Origin of the sequence: Rhodanobacter panaciterrae, assembly GCF_014651895.1 — a bacterium.
Classification (GTDB): domain Bacteria; phylum Pseudomonadota; class Gammaproteobacteria; order Xanthomonadales; family Rhodanobacteraceae; genus Rhodanobacter; species Rhodanobacter panaciterrae.
On record NZ_BMXT01000001.1, the window covers coordinates 1,459,946 to 1,477,901 of the forward strand.

Genomic DNA, 17,956 nt, shown 5'->3' on the forward strand with positions numbered 1-17,956 from the left:
GGTCAGAGGGAACCCCTGTCGACGGATCATGCACCCAAACAGGTGGTTGTTGCATCGGAGCCAGCGCGGCGCCGCTACAATGCGCGGATGACCAAGCCAGCCTCCTTTCCGATCGAAGTCCGCGGCTCCGCAAAACAGCCGCTGGGTATGCCACCCGCCCGATTCCTGCGCGACTACTGGCAGAAGCGGCCATTACTGATCCGCCAGGCTTTTGCGGATTTCCAGCCGCCGCTGCAGCCGGACGATCTGGCCGGACTGGCCTGCGAAGAAGGTGCCCTGGCCCGGCTGATCATGCATGACGAGAAGCGCGATCGCTGGCACGTCAATCCCGGTCCGCTGAGCGAAGCCGATTTCGCGAAAACGCCCAGCACCAACTGGACCGTGCTGGTGCAGGATGTGGACAAGTGGGACGCGGACGTCGCCGACTTGCTGCAGCATTTCAATTTCCTGCCGAGCTGGCGCGTGGACGACGTGATGGTCTCCTACGCCGAACCGGGCGGCGGCGTCGGTGCGCATGTCGACCAGTACGATGTCTTCCTGTTGCAGGGCCTGGGCCAGCGCCATTGGGCGATCAGCGACGACGTGATGGCGCCGAAGGAGTTTCGTCACGACGTCGAACTGAAGCAACTCGCCCAGTTCGAGCCGACCCACGAATGGCTGCTGGAACCGGGCGACATGCTGTACCTGCCGCCCGGCGTGCCGCACGACGGCGCGGCGTTCGGCGGCCCGTGCATGACGTTCTCGATCGGCATGCGCGCGCCGTCGCAGGCAGAGCTGACCGGCGACCTGGCCGACCATATCGCCGAGCATCTGCCAGAAGAACTGCGCTACGCCGACCCGGACCTGAAGCCAGTCAAGGCGGCGGGCGAAATCGACCGCGCCGCGATCGATCGCCTGAAGACCGCGTTGCCATTTGCCGCGGCCTTGAACGACGACATGCTGCGCGACTGGTTCGGCTGCTTCATCACCCGCTACCGCAACGCGCAGGTGCCGGCACCGCTGGACAAGCCACTGAGCGACGCCGCGCTGGCGAAACAACTCGATGCCGGCGCACAGCTGCTGCGCCACCCCTGGTCGCGGCTGGCCTGGAGTCGCGGCAAATCCAGTTGCACGCTGTATGTCAGCGGCCACGCCTACCCGGCCACGCCGGCACTGGCGCAGCAGTTGTGCGAGCAGCGCGCGCTCAGCCTTTCCCGCAAAGCGAACGCCACTGAACGCGTGTTGTTGCTGGCGCTGGTCAATGACGGTCATCTAATACCGAGAAAATCCCGTCGCCGATGAAGCTGCAAAACTTCCACGTCGAAGTCGCCGAATGGTCGCGCGAGGATCAACGCGCGGCCCTGCTCGACTTGCGCGGCATCGTGTTCATCCAGGAACAGGGTGTGCCCGAGCAACGCGAACGCGATGGACTCGATGGCGACTGCTGGCATGTGCTGGCGCGTGACGAAGCCGGCCAGCCGATTGGCTGTGGCCGGCTCACGCCGGCACACAAGATCGGCCGCATGGCGGTGTTGCAGGAGTGGCGCGGTCAGGGCGTCGGCTTGGCGTTGCTGCGCGAACTGATCGCACGTGCACGCACGCAAGGCTGGCCGGAAGTGGCGCTGGATGCCCAGGTCAGTGCGCTCGGTTTCTACGAACGCGAAGGTTTCATCGCGTATGGCGCGGAATTCGAGGATGCCGGGCTGGCGCATCGGGCCATGCGTCTGAGCTTGCCCACGACGGTCGACAAAGAGGCTCCGCTGCGCGACATCGGTGCACTGCCTGTCGGTTCGCGCAGTGAAACCGCCGCTGCGCGATTGCAGCTACTGGGCGAGACGCGTCACCGGTTGTCCATCTACATGCCGCTGCTCGGCAACGACAGCTACGCCAGCGCGGAAGAACTGGCCGAGTTGCGGCGTGTCGCGATCTCCGGTCGCGGCGCGCAGATCCGCATCCTGCTGCACGATCCCGAAGCCGCCCTGCGCAACGATCATCGACTGATCGCGTTGGCGCAACGCCTGCCCAGCGCGATCCAGATCCGCATGCCGGTGGAGGAAGCCGATCTGACCTATGTCTCGGCCTATCTGCTCAACGATGCTGCTGGCTATCTGTTCCTGCCCGAGGCGGATCGCCCGCAAGGCCGCGCCGCTCTTCACGACCGCGCCAGCCAGGCGCCGCTGCAACAGCATTTCGATGAAGTGTGGGAGCGTGCCGAGCGCGCCAGCATCCTGCAGACGCTGAATATCTGACCGGCCTCGTGGCATCGGCTGAACACCAGCTGGCCCGGCGACTTTCCCCGTCGGTCGCCAGCGTCATCGATAAAGCGGCTGAAAACCGCAGCCTGCGACGATAGTTCGTTAGACCATCGTCTCGAATGCATGCCGGTAGCCCATTTCGAGCCCCTTGCGGGTTGCCGCCTCGCGGCAGCCAAAGGCTATAATTGTCCGGATTCTCTCCAGTCATCCGTTTCAGCGGTGGGTCGGGCTTGAAAACCCACCAAAAACCGCGACTTCCTTGGTCACACGGATGGCTGCAAGCATCCCTTCCCTGCCGGTGGTGACGTGAGTACAAACCTGATCCGCGAGTTCTTCGAATCCTCCCAACTCGCTGGCGGCAACGCCGATTATGTCGAATCGCTTTATGACGCCTGGCTGGCCGACGCCTCGTCGGTACCCGTCGAGTGGAGCAAATACTTCGAGACCTTCAAGGGTCGCGAGTCGGGGGATGTCTCTCATGTCCCGGCCATTGCACGTATAGAGGCCGCGCAAAAGCAGCGTTATGCCGGCAATGGTGCCGCCGCCGCGCCGATCAGCGACGAGCACGCGCGCAAGCAGGCTGGCGTGCTGCGCCTACTGACCGCCTATCGTTCGCGCGGCCATCTCGCCGCCGATCTCGATCCGCTCGGCCTGACCGAGAAGATGTCGGCGCCGGATCTCGGCCTCGCCTTCCACGGCCTCTCCGATGCCGACCTGGATACCGAATTTGACGCCGGCAACTACGCCGGTGGTGGTCAGCGCCTGAAACTGCGCGAGCTGCTGAGCCGCCTGCAGAAGACCTATGCCAGCACGATCGGCACGGAATTCATGCACATCAGCAATCACGAGCAGCGCAACTGGATCTACAGCCGGCTCGAACAGGCCGCCGGCAAGAGCGCGCTGGACAAGGCCGGCAAGCAGCGCGTGCTGGACGGCCTCACCGCCGCCGAAGGCCTCGAGCGCTACCTGCACACGAAGTACGTGGGCCAGAAGCGCTTCTCGCTGGAAGGTGGCGACAGCCTGATCCCGATGATCGACGACGTCGTGCGCGCCGCCGGCGACAACGGCATCAAGGAACTGGTGATCGGCATGGCCCATCGCGGCCGCCTCAACGTGCTGGTCAACATCCTCGGCAAGCCGCCGAAGACCCTGTTCGACGAATTCGAAGGTCGGTTCGACCACCCCGACGATCCGGCTCATTCGGGCGACGTGAAGTACCACATGGGCTTCTCCGCCGACGTCAAGACGCCCAAGGGCGGCGTGCACGTGGCTCTGGCGTTCAACCCGTCGCATCTGGAGATCGTCAACCCGGTGGTGTGCGGTTCGGTGCATGCGCGCCAGACCCGTCGCCGCGACACCATGCACACGCAGTCGATGGCCGTGCTGATCCATGGCGACGCCGCGTTCGCCGGTCAGGGCGTGAACATGGAACTGCTGAACATGTCGCAGGCCCGTGGTTTCAAGATCGGCGGCAGCCTGCATATCGTGATCAACAATCAGGTCGGCTTCACCACCTCGAATCCGCAGGACGCCCGTTCCACCATGTACTGCACCGACCTGGCCAAGATGGTCAATGCGCCGGTGCTGCATGTGAATGGCGACGATCCGGAAGCGGTGATCGCAGTGACCCGCCTCGCCTACGATTTCCGCAAGCAGTTCCGCCGCGACGTGGTGATCGATCTGGTCTGCTACCGCCGCCACGGTCACAACGAGGCCGACGAACCGGCGGCGACGCAGCCGGTGATGTACAAGATCATCCGCGCCCGCCCCACCACGCGCGACCTGTATCAGCAGCAGTTGGTCAAGGAAGGCGTGCTGGCCGAGGGTGATGCGCAGAAGCAGTTCGAGGCATATCGCGACCGACTCGAAGCCGGCGCACCGATGACCGAGCTCGACCCGTCGCCGACCCGCGACGGCCATGTCGATTGGGCGAAATTCATCGGTGGCAAGCTGTCGACGCTGACCGACACCAGCGTGCCGAAGCAGAAACTGCAGGAACTCTCCGGCAAGATCCTCACCCTGCCCGCCGACCTCACGCTACAGGCGCGCGTGGCGAAGATCTACGACGACCGCCGCAAGATGGCCGCCGGCGAACTTCCGGCCGACTGGGGCTTCGCCGAGAACCTCGCCTACGCCACCCTGATCGATGCCGGCCACGACATGCGCCTGGTCGGCCAGGATTCCGGTCGCGGCACCTTCTTCCATCGCCATGCCGTGCTGCATGACCAGAAGGACGGCCACACCTACATGCCGCTGGCCACGATCCGCGCCGGCGCCGACGTGGAAGTGATCGACTCGCTGCTCAGCGAAGAAGCGGTGATGGCGTTCGAGTATGGCCACTCCACCACCGACCCGGACACGCTGAATATCTGGGAAGGCCAGTTCGGCGATTTCGCGAACGGCGCGCAGGTGGTGATCGACCAGTTCATCAGCTCCGGCGAAGCGAAGTGGAACCGTCTGTGCGGCCTCGCGCTGTTCCTGCCGCACGGTTACGAAGGCCAGGGCCCGGAACATTCTTCTGCGCGTCTCGAGCGCTTCCTGCAGCTGTGCGCGTTCGACAACATGCAGGTCTGCGTGCCGACCACGCCGGCGCAGGATTTCCACATGATCCGCCGGCAGATGCTGCGCCCGGTGCGCAAGCCGCTGATCGTGATGACGCCGAAATCGCTGCTGCGCCACAAGCTGGCCGTATCCACGCTGGACGAGCTGGCCAACGGCAGCTTCCAGCTGGTGATCGGCGAGCATCGCGAATTGCCGGCGAAGAAGGTCAAGCGCGTGGTGCTGTGCTCGGGCAAGGTCTATTACGACCTGCTGGAAGACGCCGAGAAGCGTGGACAGAACGACGTGGCAATCGTGCGCGTCGAGCAGCTGTACCCGTTCCCGCGTGTCGAAGTCACCGCCGAACTGGACAAGTATCCTTCCGCCAAGGAGGTGATCTGGTGCCAGGAAGAGCCGATGAACCAGGGTGCCTGGTTCCAGATCCGTCATCACCTGCAGGCCTGCACCGGCAGCAAGCGCAGTCTCTCCTACGCGGGACGCGCACGCTCGCCGGCACCGGCCGCCGGCCATCTCAATACCCATGTTGCCGAACAGGCAGCGCTCGTCGAGCAGGCGCTGGTTGCGCCGGTCGGCACCGACCACTCAGCAGAATAAAGGCCCAAGGATCCCTCATGTCCATCGAAGTCAAAGTCCCCGTTCTGCCCGAGTCCGTTTCCGACGCCACCATCGCCAGCTGGCACAAGAAGGCCGGCGACGCGGTGAAGCGCGACGAGAACCTGGTCGATCTCGAAACCGACAAGGTGGTGCTGGAAGTACCCTCGCCAGTCGATGGCGTGCTGAAGGAAATCCGCCAGCAGGTCGGTGACACGGTGAACAGCCAGCAGGTCATCGCAATCATCGAGGAAGGCGCGGTTGCTGCTCCGGCTCCTGCCGCTGCGGCCACACCGGCTCCCGCTCCGGCCCAGGCTGCCGCTGCCGCACCGAAGGCTGCCGCCGAGCTCTCGCCCGCCGCACAGCGCGTCGCCACCGAAAACAAGGTCGACACCTCGGCCATTGCCGGCACCGGCCGCGATGGCCGCATCATCAAGGAAGACGTGGTCAACGCCGGCTCGCGCCCGGCCGCGGCTCCCGCCGCGGCACCGGCGGCCAAGCCGACCCCGGGCTCGCGCCCGGAAGAGCGCGTGCCGATGACCCGCATGCGCTTGCGGATTGCCGAGCGCCTGATGCAGTCGAAGAACTCGATCGCCATGCTCACCTCGTTCAACGAAGTGAACCTGGCCGAGGTGACGAAGATGCGCAAGTCGCTGGGCGAAGCGTTCCAGAAGGAACACGGCGTCAAGCTCGGCTTCATGAGCTTCTTCGTCAAGGCCGCGGCGGAAGCACTGAAGCGCTACCCGTTCGTCAACGCCTCGGTCGATGGCAACGACGTGATCTATCACGGCTACCAGGACATCTCGATCGCCGTGTCCACCGACAAGGGTCTGGTCACTCCGGTATTGCGCGACGTGCAGGACATGAGCTTCGCCGACGTTGAGAAAGGCATTGCCGACTACGCCGTCAAGGCGCGCGCGAACAAACTGTCGCTGGATGACCTGCAGGGCGGCACCTTCACCATCACCAACGGCGGCACCTTCGGTTCGCTGCTGTCCACGCCGATCGTCAACCCGCCGCAGAGTGCGATCCTCGGCATGCACACGATCAAGGAGCGCGCCATCGTCGAGAACGGCCAGATCATCGCCGCGCCGATGATGTACATCGCGCTGTCGTATGACCATCGCATCATCGACGGCAAGGACGCGGTGCTGTTCCTGGTCGACATCAAGAACCAGCTGGAGAATCCGCAGCGCATGCTGCTCGGCCTCTAATCGCCGTCCCGCCTTGATCGCCTCGGCGATCAAGGCAAATCGGCAACGAGGCTCTGGTGCCTGAATTTTGCTGATGCGTCGTTTTCAAGTGTTGCGTTTCCAGTCTTGATGCCCATCTCCGCTACATCCGCGAGTGAACTGACTCGCCGAAAAGGAAGACTTTCATGAGCGACAAATTCGACGTCATCGTCATCGGCGCCGGCCCGGCCGGGTATGTGGCCGCGATCCGCGCTGCACAGCTGGGCCTGAAGACCGCCTGCGTGGATGCCTTCGCCGGCAAGGACGGCAAGCAGGCACTCGGCGGCACCTGCCTCAACGTGGGTTGCATCCCGTCCAAGGCACTGCTCGATTCCTCGCGCCAGTTCCACAACCTCACGCACAACTTCGGCGTGCACGGCATCACTGCCGACAACGCGAAGATCGACGTGCCCACCTTCGTCGGCCGCAAGGACAAGATCGTCAAGCAGTTCACCGGCGGCGTGGCGCAGCTGTTCAAGGCGAACAAGGTCACGCCGTACTTCGGTACTGGCAAGCTGCTCAAGGGAAACAACGTCGAGATCACCGGTGCCGACGGCACCAAGCAGACGATCAGCGCCACGAATGTGATCCTCGCTTCCGGCTCGGTACCGATCGAGCTGCCGTTCGCGAAGTTCGATGGCAAGGCGATTGTCGACAACGCCGGCGCGCTGGACTTCACCGAAGTACCGAAGCGTCTGGGCGTGATCGGCGCCGGCGTGATCGGCCTGGAGCTGGGCAGCGTGTGGAGCCGTCTCGGCGCCGAAGTCACCATCATCGAAGCGCTGCCGGACTTCCTCGCTGTCGCCGATGCCGACGTGGCCAAGGTTGCCGCCAGGGAATTCGCCAAGCAGGGCCTGACCATCAAGCTCAACGCCAAGCTCAACAAGGCCGAAGCGAAGAAGGATGGCGTGCACCTCACCTATACCGACAAGGATGGCGAGCAGAATCTCGTCGTCGACAAGCTGCTGGTCGCCGTCGGCCGTCGCGCCTACACCGCCGGCCTGCTGGCCGACGACACCGGCGTGAAGCTGGACGAGCGTGGTCGCATCGTGGTCGACGAGCACTGCCACACCGGCGTCGATGGTGTGTGGGCGATCGGTGATGCCGTGCGCGGACCGATGCTGGCGCACAAGGGTTCCGAGGAAGGCGTGGCGGTGGCCGAGTGGATCGCTGGCAAGGCTGGCCACGTCAACTACGACACGGTGCCGTGGGTGATCTACACCGAGCCGGAAATCGCCTGGGCCGGCAAGACCGAGAAGGAATTGAAGGACGCCGGCATCCCGTACAAGGTCGGCAGCTTCCCGTTCGCCGCGATCGGCCGCGCCGTCGCGATGAACGAGGCCGTCGGCCAGGTGAAGATGCTTGCCCATGCCGAGACCGATCGCATTCTCGGCGTGCACATGGTCGGCCCGGGCGTCTCCGAGCTGATCGCCGAGTGCGTCGTCGCGATGGAGTTCAAGGGCTCGTCCGAAGATCTGGCCCGCATCGTTCACGCGCATCCGACGCTGTCCGAGGCCGTGCACGAAGCGGCGCTGTCGGTCGACAAGCGCGCGATCCACAAGGGCAACTGAGCGCAGGATGCGCTCATCCCGGACAGCACATGCATGTGTGTTGGCCCTGGATACTTCCAATAATCACGCACGACACGCGACCCGTCTCCCAAGGACGGGTTTCGCGCTTTTGGAGATATAGATGGCCAAAGTTACCTCGCTCTGCGTCTACTGCGGTTCCAGCCCCGGCAATCATCCCGATTACACCGAACAAGCCCTTGCCTTCGGCGCCGAAATGGCCCGGCGCGGCATCGCTCTGGTCTACGGCGGCGGCAAGGTCGGCCTGATGGGCACCGTGGCCGATGCCGTGCTGGCTGGCGGCGGCAAGGTTATCGGCGTGATACCGCGCCAGCTGGTGGAACTCGAGGTGGCCCATCCGGGCCTGAGCGAGCTGGTCGTGGTCGAAACCATGCACCAGCGCAAGACGCGCATGTATGAGCTGTCCGACGCCTTCGTCGCCCTGCCCGGCGGCTTCGGCACGATGGACGAGATGTTCGAGATGCTGACCTGGGCGCAACTCGGCCTGCATTGCTATCCGTGCGCGTTTCTCGATGTGCGCGGCTACTACGGTGGCTTGCGTACGATGATGGATCACATGGTCGGCGAAGGCTTCGTGCGGGCAGGCCAGCGCGACAGTGTCTGGTTTGGCGACTCGATGGCCGCGCTGTTCGACTGGATGGACGAATACGACGGCGGCGACGCCTCCCGCGTGATTGGCCCGTCCAGCGTCAAGGCCTGAAACCGGAGATCCGAGATGACCACGTTCCGCGCTTTTCGCATCCACAACGATGATGCCGGCTACCGCGCCGGCATCGAGAGCATGACGGCCGATGCGCTATCGCCGGGCGAGGTGCTGGTCAAGGCCGCATATTCGTCGGTGAACTTCAAGGATGCGCTGGCCGGTACCGGCAAAGGCAAGATCCTTCGCCAGTTCCCGCTCAACAGCGGCATCGACGTCGCCGGCCACGTGGTCGCCTCCACCGATCCCGCGTTCAGGGAAGGCGATGCGGTGTTGTGCACCGGCAGCGGCCTGTCCGAGACACGCGACGGCGGCTACGGTGAATATGCGCGGCTGGACGCGCGCTGGACGATCCCGCTGCCATCGGGCCTGAGCCTGCGCGAGAGCATGATCCTCGGCACCGCCGGCTTCACCGCCGCACTGGCACTGCTGCGCATGCAGGACAACCGGCAGACGCCGGCACTCGGCCCGATTGCCGTGACCGGTGCCAGCGGCGGCGTGGGTCAGCTGGCGATCGACATCTTCAGTCGTGTCGGCTACGAGGTACATGCGATCAGCGGCAAGGCGGATCACTTCGACTTCCTGCGCAATCTCGGCGCCAGCGCATGCATCGACCGCCACCAACTCGTCTTCAGCGGCAAGCCAATGGATTCGGTGCGCTTCGGCGGTGCGCTGGACAATGTCGGCGGCACGATGCTGGCTGGCCTGCTGCCGTTGATCGCGCCCTACGGCAACGTGGCGATCTGCGGCAATGCCGGCGGCATCGCCTTCGACAGCACCGTGATGCCATTCATCATCCGCGGCGCCAGCCTGCTCGGCATCGCCTCGGCCGGTACCGCGCGTGACATCCGTGACGAGGTCTGGCGACATCTGGCCAGCGACTGGAAACCACAACATCTGGAGCGCATCGCGACGCGTGAAATCACGCTCGATGAACTGCCTGAAGTGTTTACGCGTATGCTTGCAGGCGACTCTTTTGGTCGCACGCTCGTGCGGATCGACGGCACAATTTGACGAAAGCGCATATGGGTTGGGCGAAACCGCGCTTGGAAGTAGCATCGCCACGGCTTAGAATCAACGAAACTCGCAGGGGAATATCACCTTATGGCACGCATCCTGATCGTCGACGACTCCCCGTCACAATTGCTGGGTATCAAGCGAATCGTCGAAAAACTCGGGCATGAGACGCTTTCCGCCGAAGACGGTGCAGCCGGTGTCGAAGTAGCAAAGGCGGAAAAGCCCGACCTGATCCTGATGGACGTGGTGATGCCTAACCTCAATGGTTTCCAGGCTACCCGCACGATCAGCAAGAACGCCGACACTGCGCATATCCCGATCATCCTGGTGACCACCAAGGATCAGGAGACCGACAAGGTCTGGGGCATGCGTCAGGGCGCCAAGGCCTATGTGACCAAGCCGATCAAGGAAGAGGAACTGGTCAAGGCACTGAACGAGTTTCTGCCGCACTGACCCTCGTTGCTCCCAAGCTCAAGAAAAACGGCGCCCGCAGGCGCCGTTTTCATTTGCCCGCCTGCTTCAGCTTAGCGCCGCGGATCGTAGTCCTTGAACTGCTCGTGCAACGTTTCGAAGGCCGCGCGCTGCTCGTCGCTGTCCGCCACCGGAACGCGGATCGACAGTTCCACCATCTGGTCGCCCGGATGCGTACCGGGCATGCCACGACCCTTCAGGCGCAGCTTGCGCCCCGACTGCGAACCGGCCGGAATACGCAGATCGACCGTGCCAGCCAGGGTCGGCACCGGCACCGTCGCGCCAAGCGCCGCTTCCCACGGTGCGATCGGCAAAACATGCACCACGTTGCGGCCATCCAAGCGGAAACGCGCATCGTCGTGGATGCCCACTTCCAGCAGCAGATCGCCATTCGGCCCACCGGCCATGCCCGGCTGTCCCTGCCCCGAAAGACGGATTACCTGCCCGGGGTTGATGCCAGCCGGAATCTTCACTTCCAGCACGCGCTCGCCACCGGCCGGGTCATGCAGCGCCAACCGCGTGCGACCGCCGTCGAACGCGGTCTGCAGGTCGATCCGCACTGACGCCTGCACATCCTGGCCACGCCGCGGACGCGGCTGGCCGCGTTGGCCGCCACCGGCCGCACCACGACCGAACAGACTCTCGAAGAAATCGCTGAAATCGCCGTCGCCACCATCACCAAAACCCTGGTGCTGACCCTGCCAGCCCGGTGGCGGACGGAACTGCTCGCCACCGCGATAGCCGCCAGCACGCAGCTGATCATACGAACGCCGCTTCTCGGCATCCTTCAATACTTCGTTGGCCTCGTTGACCGCCTTGAATTTCTCCTCGGCGCCGGCTTCCTTGTTCTTGTCCGGGTGGTACTTGCGCGCCAGCTTGCGATACGCCGCCTTGATCTCGGCCTCGCTGGCATCGGGCTTCACACCCAGAATCTCGTAATAGTCTTTGAATTCCACGAACACTCCCCGGCTTACACGAAACAGCGGCGATCGACTCCGCTGCGGGCAAGGCCTGCATACGACTTGGCGACAGGTGTTGATGGTAATGCGTCAAGGCGGCGTCGGCGCTTTCTTCACCCGCTGACGGCTTGAACCGCTGTCTCAATCACCAACTGCCACAGAAATAGGTGCGGCCGCGGACGATTCAAGGCGACAGCCCGCCACCAGGCGATCTAGCATGGTGTTACCCCCTTCCCTGAGTCCGAGACCTGCATGACCATCCAACCCGGCGACACCATTCCCGACACCACCATCCAGCTCATCGACGGCGAGATAAAGCCATGCCACACCGGTGAATTGTTCGCCGGGCGAAAAGTCCTGCTGTTCGGCCTGCCCGGGGCGTTCACTCCGACCTGCTCGAACAAGCATCTGCCCGGCTATATCAGCCACTACGCCGAATTCCAGCAACGCGACATCAGCGTGATGTGCCTCGCCGTCAACGATGGCTACGTGATGCAGGCCTGGGCCGCCTCTCAGCAGGTTCCCGCCGGCCTGCTGATGCTTGCCGATGGCAACGCCAGCTTCACCCGCGCGCTGGGACTGGAACTGGATGGCACTGCATTCGGCATGGGCCTGCGTACACGCCGCTTTGCGCTGTACGCGGAAGATGGTGTGGTGCGCGTGTTGCAGGTCGAGGCGCCCGGCGAGCTGCGTGTTTCCACCGCTGAGGTGATGCTGGCGGCGATCGAGCACTGACATGCAAGCCTGGCTCGCGCTCTCCCTGTTTCTTGCTGCTGGCCAGCATGAAGCAGCCCTCACGGCGACAGCGCACACCGAAGCAACGCTCTATGTGACCCGCCATCTCGATGTGCTGTCCTTCCCCAATTCAATGAAAAGCCGTGCGCGGATCGGTGCGCATACTCCCATGGACTACGGCTTTATCGACTTCAAGCCGATTGGAAGCAAGGGAGATGTAGGTGCGTATACAAACGGGAGAAGCTGGTTTTTCGCCGTCCGCATCATCCGTAAGCAACGCGACAACATGCTCCTGTGTATCAAGGACATGGCAGTCAATGGCAGCGATCAGGCCACCTACCCGCTCGAAGTACGACTCGGTTCGGACGGCCTGTTTCATTCAACCGGAATAGTGCCCCCTCCAGTAGCATATGAGGGCTGCTATCTAGAGGGCGTAGTGGACTGACACTACACCACCCCGCTGTGAATGCCTTTGCAGTATGCAGCCCTGATCATTTCGGCAGTCGCGATCAGAAGCATCCAGTACAGATGCGAGGCACACGCAACGTTCCGACAACAAAAACCCCGGCATGCCGGGGTTTTGTTCAAGACTGCATCAAGCTCATTCTTCCGTAGCTGTCGGCTCAGTCACGTCCGAGCTTCCACCCTCGGTTGGTGCCGACGCATCAGCAACCACACCTTCCTCACCGTTATCCTCATCAGCATCCAGCCGCATCACGCTGACAAGTTTTTCATCAGCCGGCAGCTTGATCAGGGTGACGCCCTGGGTGTTGCGGCCGAGCTGCGAGACTTCCGCCACGCGGGTGCGCACCAGGGTGCCCTGATTGGAGATCAGCATCAGCTCGTGCGCCTCGGTGACCTGCACGGCACCCACCAGCGCGCCATTGCGCTCGGAACACTGGATGCCGATCACGCCCTGGGTGCCGCGACCCTTCTTGGTGAACTCGACCAGCTGGGTGCGCTTGCCGTAGCCGCGTTCCGTCGCGGTAAGGATGTCACCTTCAGCCGCCACGATCAGCGAAACGACTTGCGCGCCTTCGGCCAGCCGCATGCCGCGCACGCCAGTAGCGGTACGGCCCATCGAGCGCACGGTGTTTTCGTCGAAGCGATTGACCTTGCCGTTCGAGGCGAACAGCAGGATGTCGCTGTTGCCGTCGGTAAGCTCGACGTTGACCAGCGCATCGCCCTCGTCGAGCTTGATCGCGATCTTGCCCTTCTGCAGCTGGAACGCGAACTCGGTCAACGGCGTCTTCTTCACCGTGCCCTGCTTCGTTGCAAAGAACACGAAACAGTCATCGCGGTACTCGCGCACCGGCACCACCGCCTGCACCTTTTCGCCCTCGCCAAGCTGCAACAGATTGATGATCGGCTTGCCGCGCGCACCCGGACCTGCATCCGGCATCTGATAGACCTTGAGCCAATAAACTCGGCCGGTGCTGGTGAAGGTGAGCAAGGTGTCGTGCGTGTTAACCACCCACAGCTGCTCGACGAAGTCCTCGTCCTTCAGCGCCGACGCCGAGCGCCCCTTGCCGCCACGCTTCTGCGCGCGATAGGTGCTGGCCGGCTGACGCTTGATGTAACCGGTATGCGACAGCGTGACCACTACGTCCTCCGGCGCGATCAGGTCGAGTACGTTGAGGTCTTCCTGTGAATGCTGGATCTCGGTACGACGCGCATCGCCGAATTCGGCCTTGACCGCTTCCAGTTCGCCACGGATCACTTCGAGCAGACGCTCGGGGTTTTCCAGGATCTCGATCAGGCCACGGATGGTTTCCAGGATCTGCTTGTATTCGTCGGAAAGCTTTTCCTGCTCTAGGCCGGTCAAGCGATGCAGACGCATCGCGAGGATTTCCAGCGCCTGGGCCTCGGACAACTGGTAGCCGTCTTCTTTCAGGCCATCGCGCGGATCCATTTCTTCCGGGCGCGACGCATGGGCGCCGGTAGCCGAAAGCAGCGCACGCACCATGCCGGCTTCCCAGCGTCGGGCGACCATGCGCTCACGCGCTTCGGTCGGCGACGACGAGGTCTTGATCAGCTCGATCATCTCGTCGATGTTCGCCAGCGCGACGGTCAGACCTTCGAGGATGTGCGCACGCGCACGTGCCTTGCGCAGCTCGAAGATCGTGCGGCGGGTGACCACTTCGCGACGATGGCGGATGAACGCTTCGAGGATGTCCTTGAGGTTCATCAGCTTCGGCTGGCCATCGAGCAGCGCCACCATGTTGATGCCGAACGTCACCTGCAGCTGGGTCTGCTGGAACAGGTTGTTCAGCACCACGTCGCCCATCGCGTCCTTGCGGATCTCGATGACGACGCGCATGCCGTCCTTGTCGGACTCGTCGCGCAGCTCGCTGATGCCTTCGAGCTTCTTCTCTTTGACCAGCTCGGCGATCTTCTCGATCAGCCGCGCTTTGTTCACCTGGTACGGCAGCTCGTGGATGATGATCGTCTCGCGACCGTTCGACTCGGTCTCGATCTCTGCCCTGGCGCGGACCAGGATGCGACCACGACCGGTGCGGTACGCCTCGATGATGCCGGAGGAGCCGTTGATGATGCCGTAGGTCGGGAAATCCGGCCCCGGGATGTAGTGCATCAGGTCGTCGATCGACAGCGTCGGCTCATCGATCAAGGCCATCGTCGCCGCGATCACTTCGTTGAGATTATGCGGCGGGATGTTGGTGGCCATGCCGACGGCGATACCGGACGAACCGTTGATCAGCAGGTTCGGCACGCGCGCCGGCAGCACCAGCGGCTCGTGTTCGCTCTCGTCGTAGTTCGGGCCAAAGTCGACGGTTTCCTTGTCGATGTCGGCCAGCAACTCATGCGTGAGCCGCGACATGCGCACTTCGGTGTATCGCATCGCGGCCGCGTTGTCGCCATCGACCGAGCCGAAGTTGCCCTGGCCATCGACCAGCAGGTAGCGCAGCGAGAACGGCTGCGCCATGCGCACGATCGCATCGTAGACCGACTGATCGCCATGCGGATGGTATTTACCGATCACGTCACCGACCACGCGGGCCGACTTCTTGTACGGTTTGTTCCAGACGTTGCCCAGTTCGTGCATCGCGAACAACACACGGCGATGTACGGGTTTCAGACCATCGCGGACATCCGGGAGGGCGCGGCCCACGATCACGCTCATGGCGTAGTCGAGGTAGCTCTGGCGCATCTCGTCTTCGATGTTGACACGAATGATTTCTTTGGCGAGTTCTGCCATGAATCGGCTTCCCTGATGACGAAAAAAAGGACGCTGGCGCCGCGCCTCCAGCGCATGCGCGAGCGACCCGAAATCAACCTGTAAAGTGTAGCACGAATGACATCAAAACGACAGGATTTAGTCGTTATTAATCAACAACTTATGATGACGTTTTGATGATCATGAAAAGCGCGCGACGCACTGTCGAAAAATTGATCAGCGCAGCGACTGCGGAAGCCGGGTTTCACCACCCGAACATCGCCTGCATCGCGAGGCTGTTCGGCCGCTCGATCACGCCACGCTCGGTCACGATCGCGTCGATCAGCTCGGCCGGTGCCACGTCGAACACCGGATTCCACGCCTGCGCGCCTTCGACCACAGTGCGTTTCCCCGCGGTGCTGAGCAACTCGGTGGGATCGCGCAGCTCGATCTCGATTTCCTCGCCGGTGCCGGTGGCCATGTCGACCGTGGATGACGGTGCCACCACCATGAATTTCACGCCGTGGTATTTCGCGGCGATCGCCAACTGGTAGGTGCCGATCTTGTTGGCGGTATCGCCGTTCGCGGCGATCCGATCGGCACCCACGATTACCCATTGCACGGCACCGGATTTCATCAGGTGCGCAGCGGCCGAATCGGCAATCAATTGCGCCGGAATGCCATCGCGCACCAGCTCCCACATGGTCAGGCGGGCGCCTTGCTGCCATGGCCGGGTTTCGCCGGCGTAGACCCGGTTGATCCGGCCCGCCGCCACACCCGCACGGATCACGCCGAGCGCGGTGCCGTAACCGGCCGTAGCCAGCGAGCCGGTATTGCAGTGGGTCAACACGCCCGAGCCGGGAGTGATAAGCGAGGCACCGAGTTCGCCCATGTGCCGGTTCGCAGCCAGATCCTCGTCCTGGATCGCCTGTGCCTCGCGCAGCAGCGCTTCGGCATCGGCGCCGGCAGCGAGGCGCTTCTTCATCCGGTCCAGCGCCCACATCAGGTTCACCGCAGTGGGGCGCGCCGCACGCAACATCGCCAGGACTTCATCCAGCGCGGCATGCTGCTGCGCCGCCATCGCCACGCCCCATGCCGCGGCAATCCCGATCGCCGGTGCGCCGCGAACGGCGAGATCGCGAATTGCCTGCGTTACCTGCGCCGCATCACGGCAATCGATCCAGCGTTCTTCGCCAGGCAGGAGGCGCTGATCGAGCAGGCGCAGATGGTCGCCCTGCCACTGCACGGCGCGGATGGAATCGTGGGTTTCGGAATGCGTAGTCATCCGCGCATTATCGCCGAAGCCGGTGCAGGCAACGACAGTAGCATTCGAAATCGTGGATGGTACTTTTGCCGGCTGATACCGCGACACGCGATATCGAACGGACACCAGTCAGGACGCCTCGGGCATCACCAGCCACATGATCAGGTAAAGCAGGATGCCGGATCCGCCCAGCAAGGTAAGCACGATCCAGGCAACCCGCACCAGCGTCGGATCCCAGCCGTAGTAATCGGCAATTCCGGCGCAGACACCGGCCAAGGTCCGGTTGCTGCGTGAACGGCACAAACGTTTATCCGTATTCACTTATCTATCCCCATCTGAAATCAATCGCGCTGAAATCAATCGCGTGCTCGCAGCCACTGGTGGATAGCCGGCGGCACCTCACGCTGCGCGCGGCCCGAGACATAGATGCCGATGTGGCCACCCTTGAACGCGAGCTGGGTGTAGTCGGTAGTACCGACATGCTTGCCCAGTGCGCGCGAGGCATCCGGCGGGACCAGATGATCCTGCTCGGCGAAGATGTTCAGCACCGGCTGGGTCACCATGCCCAGGTCCACCGGCTTGCCGCCGATCTCGAGCGTGCCCTTGACCAGTTTGTTGCCCTGGTAGAAATCCTTGATGAACTGGCGGAACGTCTCGCCGGCCTGATCCGGTGAATCGAAGATCCAGCGCTCCATGCGCAGGAAGTTCTCCAGCTCAGTCGGGTTGTCGAGGATGTCGACCATGCCGATGTATTTCTGCTGGTTCAGCCGCACCGGCTTCAGCGTGAGGTAAACGTAGTTCATCAGCCCGGCGGGGATATTGCCCATGGTGTCGACAAACAAGTCCACGTCCATGCTGCGGCACCAACTCGACAGCATGTTGTCCGGCGTGTGGAAGTCCACCGGCGTGACCATGGTGATCAGGTTCTTCACCTTGTCCGCGTGCAGCGCGGTGTAGCACAGCGAGAACGCGCCGCCCTGGCAGATGCCGAGCAGGTTGATCGCATCGAGATCGTGACGTTTCCGCACGGCATCGACGCAACGGTCGAGATAACCGTTGATGTAATCGTCCAGGGTCAGCCAGCGATCGGCGCCGTCGGGATAGCCCCAGTCGATCAGATAGACGTCCTCGCCCTGCTCCAGCAGGTTGCGCACCATCGAGCGGTCGGCCTGCAGGTCGGTCATCCACACCGTATTGACCAGTGCGTAGACGATCAGCAACGGTGTCTTCGAAGTGGTCTTGCCATGGCCGGTGAAGTGCCACACCTTCAACTTGTCTTCGCTGTAGACCAGCTCGCGCGGCGTGTTCGCATACTCGGGCTCGCGCATGCTGCGCAGATGGCCCATGCCGGTGGCAAGCTTGCGCTGGAACGTAGCGATATCGCCCAAGGCCTTGGTCGGGTCGATGCGCAATGGCGTGTACATGACGAT

Annotated in this window: 15 protein-coding genes; 10 read left to right on the plus strand and 5 right to left on the minus strand. The window is 63.1% G+C overall.

Annotated elements, in window-relative coordinates; genetic code table 11:
- Positions 1 to 87: 87 nt before the first annotated feature.
- The 8 genes from IE071_RS06750 (at position 88) to IE071_RS06785 (ending at position 10,375) form a co-directional block, all read left to right on the plus strand.
- Complete coding sequence (locus IE071_RS06750; protein WP_189440317.1) at positions 88 to 1,281, plus strand: cupin domain-containing protein; 1,194 nt, start codon at positions 88 to 90, stop codon at positions 1,279 to 1,281.
- Positions 1,278 to 2,228 (plus strand): GNAT family N-acetyltransferase, encoded by a 951-nt coding sequence (locus IE071_RS06755; protein ID WP_189440318.1) that lies wholly within the window; start codon positions 1,278 to 1,280, stop codon positions 2,226 to 2,228. The genes IE071_RS06750 and IE071_RS06755 overlap by 4 nt, the downstream gene beginning before the upstream one ends.
- A gap of 312 nt (positions 2,229 to 2,540) precedes the next feature.
- The gene (locus tag IE071_RS06760; RefSeq protein ID WP_189440319.1) at positions 2,541 to 5,387 is read left to right on the plus strand and encodes a 2-oxoglutarate dehydrogenase E1 component; all 2,847 of its coding nucleotides are present in this window, start codon (positions 2,541 to 2,543) and stop codon (positions 5,385 to 5,387) included.
- A 17-nt stretch (positions 5,388 to 5,404) separates the two neighbouring features.
- Positions 5,405 to 6,598 carry a 2-oxoglutarate dehydrogenase complex dihydrolipoyllysine-residue succinyltransferase gene (gene odhB, locus IE071_RS06765; RefSeq protein WP_189440320.1) on the plus strand — a complete coding sequence of 398 codons (1,194 nt, stop codon included), beginning with the start codon at positions 5,405 to 5,407 and terminating at the stop codon, positions 6,596 to 6,598.
- 164 nt (positions 6,599 to 6,762) lie between these two features.
- Positions 6,763 to 8,187: a dihydrolipoyl dehydrogenase gene (lpdA, locus tag IE071_RS06770; protein ID WP_189440321.1), complete on the plus strand. Its 1,425-nt coding sequence runs from the start codon at positions 6,763 to 6,765 to the stop codon at positions 8,185 to 8,187.
- A 121-nt stretch (positions 8,188 to 8,308) separates the two neighbouring features.
- A complete protein-coding gene (locus IE071_RS06775) occupies positions 8,309 to 8,905 on the plus strand; it encodes an LOG family protein (protein WP_189440322.1) in 597 nt (198 codons plus the stop codon).
- 15 nt (positions 8,906 to 8,920) lie between these two features.
- Positions 8,921 to 9,919 carry a YhdH/YhfP family quinone oxidoreductase gene (locus IE071_RS06780; RefSeq protein ID WP_189440323.1) on the plus strand — a complete coding sequence of 333 codons (999 nt, stop codon included), beginning with the start codon at positions 8,921 to 8,923 and terminating at the stop codon, positions 9,917 to 9,919.
- 90 nt (positions 9,920 to 10,009) lie between these two features.
- Positions 10,010 to 10,375, plus strand: a complete 366-nt coding sequence (locus IE071_RS06785; protein ID WP_077441820.1) for a response regulator — start codon at positions 10,010 to 10,012, stop codon at positions 10,373 to 10,375.
- Between the two features lie 71 nt (positions 10,376 to 10,446).
- Here the strand turns inward: IE071_RS06785 and IE071_RS06790 are convergent, their stop codons facing one another.
- A complete protein-coding gene (locus IE071_RS06790) occupies positions 10,447 to 11,349 on the minus strand; it encodes a DnaJ C-terminal domain-containing protein (RefSeq protein WP_189440324.1) in 903 nt (300 codons plus the stop codon).
- Positions 11,350 to 11,604: 255 nt separating this feature from the next.
- Between IE071_RS06790 and IE071_RS06795 the strand changes: the two genes are divergently transcribed.
- Both IE071_RS06795 and IE071_RS06800 read left to right on the plus strand, forming a co-directional pair.
- Complete coding sequence (locus IE071_RS06795; RefSeq protein WP_189440325.1) at positions 11,605 to 12,087, plus strand: peroxiredoxin; 483 nt, start codon at positions 11,605 to 11,607, stop codon at positions 12,085 to 12,087.
- 1 nt (position 12,088) lies between these two features.
- On the plus strand, positions 12,089 to 12,532 hold the full coding sequence (locus tag IE071_RS06800) for a hypothetical protein (protein ID WP_189440326.1): 444 nt from the start codon (positions 12,089 to 12,091) through the stop codon (positions 12,530 to 12,532).
- Between the two features lie 156 nt (positions 12,533 to 12,688).
- Here the strand turns inward: IE071_RS06800 and gyrA are convergent, their stop codons facing one another.
- From gyrA to IE071_RS06820, 4 genes are all read right to left on the minus strand, one after another.
- Positions 12,689 to 15,304, minus strand: coding sequence for a DNA gyrase subunit A (gyrA, locus tag IE071_RS06805; protein WP_189440327.1), 2,616 nt, complete (start codon positions 15,302 to 15,304; stop codon positions 12,689 to 12,691).
- Between the two features lie 223 nt (positions 15,305 to 15,527).
- The gene (mtnA, locus tag IE071_RS06810; protein WP_189440328.1) at positions 15,528 to 16,547 is read right to left on the minus strand and encodes an S-methyl-5-thioribose-1-phosphate isomerase; all 1,020 of its coding nucleotides are present in this window, start codon (positions 16,545 to 16,547) and stop codon (positions 15,528 to 15,530) included.
- Positions 16,548 to 16,655: 108 nt separating this feature from the next.
- Positions 16,656 to 16,847 carry a PspC domain-containing protein gene (locus tag IE071_RS06815; RefSeq protein ID WP_189440329.1) on the minus strand — a complete coding sequence of 64 codons (192 nt, stop codon included), beginning with the start codon at positions 16,845 to 16,847 and terminating at the stop codon, positions 16,656 to 16,658.
- Positions 16,848 to 16,882: 35 nt separating this feature from the next.
- Entirely contained in the window at positions 16,883 to 17,950 is a 1,068-nt protein-coding gene (locus IE071_RS06820; RefSeq protein ID WP_189440330.1) for a class III poly(R)-hydroxyalkanoic acid synthase subunit PhaC, read from the minus strand.
- Between the last annotated feature and the right edge of the window lie 6 nt (positions 17,951 to 17,956).

Bases quoted from the DNA above. Each gene is read 5' to 3' on its own strand.
- IE071_RS06750 (WP_189440317.1), top strand. From the start codon at position 88: ATGACCAAGCCAGCCTCCTTTCCGATCGAAGTCCGCGGCTCCGCAAAA.
- IE071_RS06755 (WP_189440318.1), top strand. From the start codon at position 1,278: ATGAAGCTGCAAAACTTCCACGTCGAAGTCGCCGAATGGTCGCGCGAG.
- odhB (WP_189440320.1), top strand. From the start codon at position 5,405: ATGTCCATCGAAGTCAAAGTCCCCGTTCTGCCCGAGTCCGTTTCCGAC.
- lpdA (WP_189440321.1), top strand. From the start codon at position 6,763: ATGAGCGACAAATTCGACGTCATCGTCATCGGCGCCGGCCCGGCCGGG.
- IE071_RS06775 (WP_189440322.1), top strand. From the start codon at position 8,309: ATGGCCAAAGTTACCTCGCTCTGCGTCTACTGCGGTTCCAGCCCCGGC.
- IE071_RS06780 (WP_189440323.1), top strand. From the start codon at position 8,921: ATGACCACGTTCCGCGCTTTTCGCATCCACAACGATGATGCCGGCTAC.
- IE071_RS06785 (WP_077441820.1), top strand. From the start codon at position 10,010: ATGGCACGCATCCTGATCGTCGACGACTCCCCGTCACAATTGCTGGGT.
- IE071_RS06795 (WP_189440325.1), top strand. From the start codon at position 11,605: ATGACCATCCAACCCGGCGACACCATTCCCGACACCACCATCCAGCTC.
- IE071_RS06800 (WP_189440326.1), top strand. From the start codon at position 12,089: ATGCAAGCCTGGCTCGCGCTCTCCCTGTTTCTTGCTGCTGGCCAGCAT.
- gyrA (WP_189440327.1), bottom strand. From the start codon at position 15,304: ATGGCAGAACTCGCCAAAGAAATCATTCGTGTCAACATCGAAGACGAG.
- mtnA (WP_189440328.1), bottom strand. From the start codon at position 16,547: ATGACTACGCATTCCGAAACCCACGATTCCATCCGCGCCGTGCAGTGG.
- IE071_RS06820 (WP_189440330.1), bottom strand. From the start codon at position 17,950: ATGTACACGCCATTGCGCATCGACCCGACCAAGGCCTTGGGCGATATC.